The organism is Phytoactinopolyspora endophytica (assembly GCF_004138495.1).
In the GTDB taxonomy this organism is placed as follows: domain Bacteria; phylum Actinomycetota; class Actinomycetes; order Jiangellales; family Jiangellaceae; genus Phytoactinopolyspora; species Phytoactinopolyspora endophytica.
In genome coordinates this window covers 577,342-580,934 of sequence record NZ_ML142849.1, presented here as the reverse complement: position 1 = coordinate 580,934, position 3,593 = coordinate 577,342, and the positions used below count along the sequence as shown (strand labels likewise).

At 68.4% G+C, this 3,593-nt stretch carries 3 protein-coding genes and 1 pseudogene; all 4 read left to right on the top strand.

Annotated elements, in window-relative coordinates; all coding sequences use genetic code 11:
- On the top strand, positions 1–933 hold a 933-nt coding region (locus tag ELR45_RS02575), incomplete at its 5' end, for a Gfo/Idh/MocA family protein (RefSeq protein WP_165367401.1).
- Between the two features lie 69 nt (positions 934–1,002).
- Positions 1,003–1,995, top strand: coding sequence for a Gfo/Idh/MocA family protein (locus ELR45_RS02570; protein ID WP_129663152.1), 993 nt, complete (start codon positions 1,003–1,005; stop codon positions 1,993–1,995).
- Between the two features lie 170 nt (positions 1,996–2,165).
- Positions 2,166–3,203, top strand: a complete 1,038-nt coding sequence (locus ELR45_RS02565) for an SGNH/GDSL hydrolase family protein (RefSeq protein ID WP_129663150.1) — start codon at positions 2,166–2,168, stop codon at positions 3,201–3,203.
- Between the two features lie 94 nt (positions 3,204–3,297).
- A pseudogene (locus ELR45_RS36545) lies at positions 3,298–3,593 on the top strand (acyltransferase); the annotation flags it as partial.

Below are 3,593 nucleotides of genomic sequence, written 5' to 3'. Positions count from 1 at the left end.
GCTGTGCATGTCAGCCCTGACGAGGTGGTCGCGCACCCGGATGTCGATCTCGTGGTGCTGTGCACCCCGAGCGGCGTGCACGGCGAGCAGACGCTGGCCGCGCTCCGCGCGGGCAAACACGTGGTGGTCGAGAAGCCGCTGAGTGTCGACATCGCGTCGGCTGAAGAAGTGGTGCGCGTCGCCGACGAGCAGAACCGTTTCGTCAGCGTGATCTCGCAACGACGGCTCGAACCACAGAACCAGTATGTCAAACGACACCTCGACGCGGGCGATCTCGGACGACCGGTACTGGGTGAGGCGTTCGTGCATTGGTTCCGCGACGACGCCTACTACGCGCACGCATCCTGGCGGAAACGGCAGGACCAGGGCGGCGGGTCGCTGATGAACCAGGGGCTGCACAGCGTGGACCTGCTGGCCTGGATGATGGGGCCGGTCACTCACGTCAGCGCCCAGTACGGCACATTGGGACGGCGGATGGACGCCGAGGACACGACCGTCGCGACGCTTCAGTTCGCCTCCGGCGCGCTGGGCGTCGTGGTGACCTCGACGGCGACTCCGCCGGGTGAGCCGGCCGCGATGAAGCTGTTCACCAGTGCGGGTTCGGCGGAGTTCGTCAACAGCGGCGTGAGCAGCTGGGGCTTTCGCGACGTTCCGCCGCCTCCCGAGCCGGAGTCGGGGCCAGGCAGCGGGGCGGCGGATCCGGCGGCCATCGGTCTCGCGGGACATCTGGCGCAGTGGCAGGACATCATCGACGCGTACCGCACCGGCAGGGCACCGGCGATCGGCGCGCGGGACGGCCTCGCCACCGTCCGGTTGCTTTGCGGGATCTACGAGGCGGCCGAGACGGGTCGGACCGTCGCCTTGGAACGGTCGTCCACGCCTGATGGGACGTCTGCGCAGGGCCGGACGCCCACGCTGGAACAGTCCCCGTGAACGTCGTCCCTCGGATGCCGCATCCTGTGAGTAAGGGGCGGAGATGACCTTCGACATGGAGGAGGGCTCGTGATCCGCTTGGCCGTGGCCGGGATGGCTCATCCGCACGTGACGTACGTCTTCTCTGAACTGCCGCACCGGCCGGAGGTCCGTCTTGTCGCCGTCTGCGACCCGGACCCCGCCAATCTCGCCGCGTATGCCGAGAGCATCGGTGACGTCCCGGCATACGCCGACCACCGGGAGATGCTGGACCGTCATGACGTCGACGTGGTGGCGGTCAACGGTGTCTATGTCGACCGCGCCGGCGTCGTCGTCGATGCGCTGGGTGCCGGGGCGGACGTGATCGCCGACAAGCCCCTGTGCACGTCGCTGGCGCAACTGTCCACGATCGAGGAGGCGGCTGCGCAGTCCGGGCGTACTGTCTCGGTGATGTTCGAGAAGCGCGGCTACCCCGTCACGCTGGCCGCTCGGAAGCTGCTCGACGCCGGGACGCTCGGAGATCTGACCTTGATCGCCAGCACCGGTCCGCACACCCTGAGGCACCCGAACCGGCCGTCGTGGTTCTTCACCGCGGACTACGGCGGGATCCTTGGTGATCTCGCGGTGCACGACGTCGACATGGTGCTGGCGCTGACCGGCGCCCGGGACGGTTACGTCGTCGGGGCGAGCGGTAAGGGAGCGTATCCGCAGTACCCCGAGTTCAGAGACCACGGCTCGATGCTGCTCAGCGCCGGGGCGGTGACGGCGACGATCGACGCGCACTGGCTCGCGCCGGAGGCCGGGAACGGCAATGGCCGCTACCAGATGCGGCTGGTCGGTACCCGCGGCACGGCGGAGATGCGCTGGACCGAGCGGGTGCTCGAGGTGGCCACCCATGACCGCGATACCTGGTTGGAGCCGCTTCCGGCGGGACACCGGCCTGCTGAGGACTTCTTCGACGCCGTCCTCTCCGGCGGACGGCCCGAGGTCGGGACCGCCGAGTCGGTCGACGCCACCCGCATCGCCCTGCTGGCGCAGCACAGCGCCGACAACGGTGGCACGGTCGAACACTGGAAGATCTGACGGCTGCCGACCGACGCCGGCTCACCACACGGACAGGGTGAGGGCAGAACGGATCGCCCTTGCGAAAATGGGCAGGCGCGGGCTGCCGGGAGCCGTGACGCCGTCGGCACCGCGAGGCAACCGGGGCGACCGGGGCGCTGCAGACGAGACGATGAACGAGAAGAGGCGGTATGTCGACCACGGAAAGCGGTCTCACGCGACGGATACGTGCCAGCGACGACGTCCTGACATGGGAGGGGGCAGTCGAGGTCGAGCACACTCCAGAGTGGTCGCGAGGATGGCGCCTGCAGCACAGCCGGCGGGAACTCTTCCCGGAGGATTTGCGGTTGCGGGCGCTGATGCCGGCCGGCGTCCGAGTCGTCTTCGGCACCGACGCGCTGGCTGTCCACGGCCGCGCGGTCGTCACCGACCTGGGTGATGTGGCGCCCGCGGATGAGGTGTCGCCGGTCGACCTGGTCGTGGACGGGCATTACGTGTCGTCGTCGCCGGTGACCCCGGAGGGGGCATTCGGGTTCGATCTGCCGGCGGGGGAGAAGACCGTCGAGCTGTGGCTGCCGCAGTTCGGCGACTTCCGGCTGTCCACGCTAGAGATCGACGACGACGCGCGGGTGTGGCGTCCGGACCTGCCGCAGCGCCCGAAACTGATCACCTATGGCAGCTCCATCTCCCACTGCCGGGCGGCGGCGTCGCCGACGCGTACCTGGCCCGCGCTGGTGGCGCGCGAGCTGGAGATGGACCTGACCTGCCTCGGGTACGGCGGCCAATGTCACCTGGACCCGATGGTGGGACGGATGATCCGGGACATGCCGGCCGACCTGATCATCACTTGTCTCGGGATCAACGTGCACAACCGCGGTACGTTCAACGAGCGCTCGTTCCTGCCCGCGGTGCTCGGTCTGCTGAGCACCATCCGGGACGGGCATCCAGGAGTGCCGATCGTGGTGATCTCGCCGATCGTCTCGCCTTCCCGGGAAGACGTGCCGAGCGAGGCAGGGATGTCGCTGGCGCAGGTGCGCTCCTTCGTCTCGGAGGGTGTTCGTCTCTTACGGGAGCACGGCGACGACGACGTTCACTTGCTCGACGGCCTCGACGTGCTCGGGCTGGAGCAGGCACACATGCTGGGCGACGGCCTGCACCCGAATACCGCGGGCTACGCCCACATGGCGTCGTCGATAGCGCCCGTCGTGCGCAAGCTCCTTCCCGCATGATCATCAACGGGTGTGCCGGCCATAGTAGGGCTGACGGTTGATGATCACGGGTGGAAGCCACGGAGGGTCCGGAGGGTACGGGGATCGCACCGGAATGGCTGGAGCGGAGCTCGACTACAACGCCTGGGAGTTCTGGTCCTCGGCCGGCGAGGATCAACGGCGTGATCAGCTGGAGTTTCAACGAGTGCTGACCGAGCGAGGTGCACGGCTTGGCGACCGCAGTTTCGTCTCGCACCTCGCCGCCTGCTATCCCGACGAGCTCATCGTGGGGGAGCGCTCCTACATCGCGGCGTTCGCCTACGTGACCGGGTCGGTGCGGATGGGGACGGATTCGACGGTGAACGCCTACGCCGTCGTCCGTGGGGATGTGCAGCTCGGTGACGGCGTCCG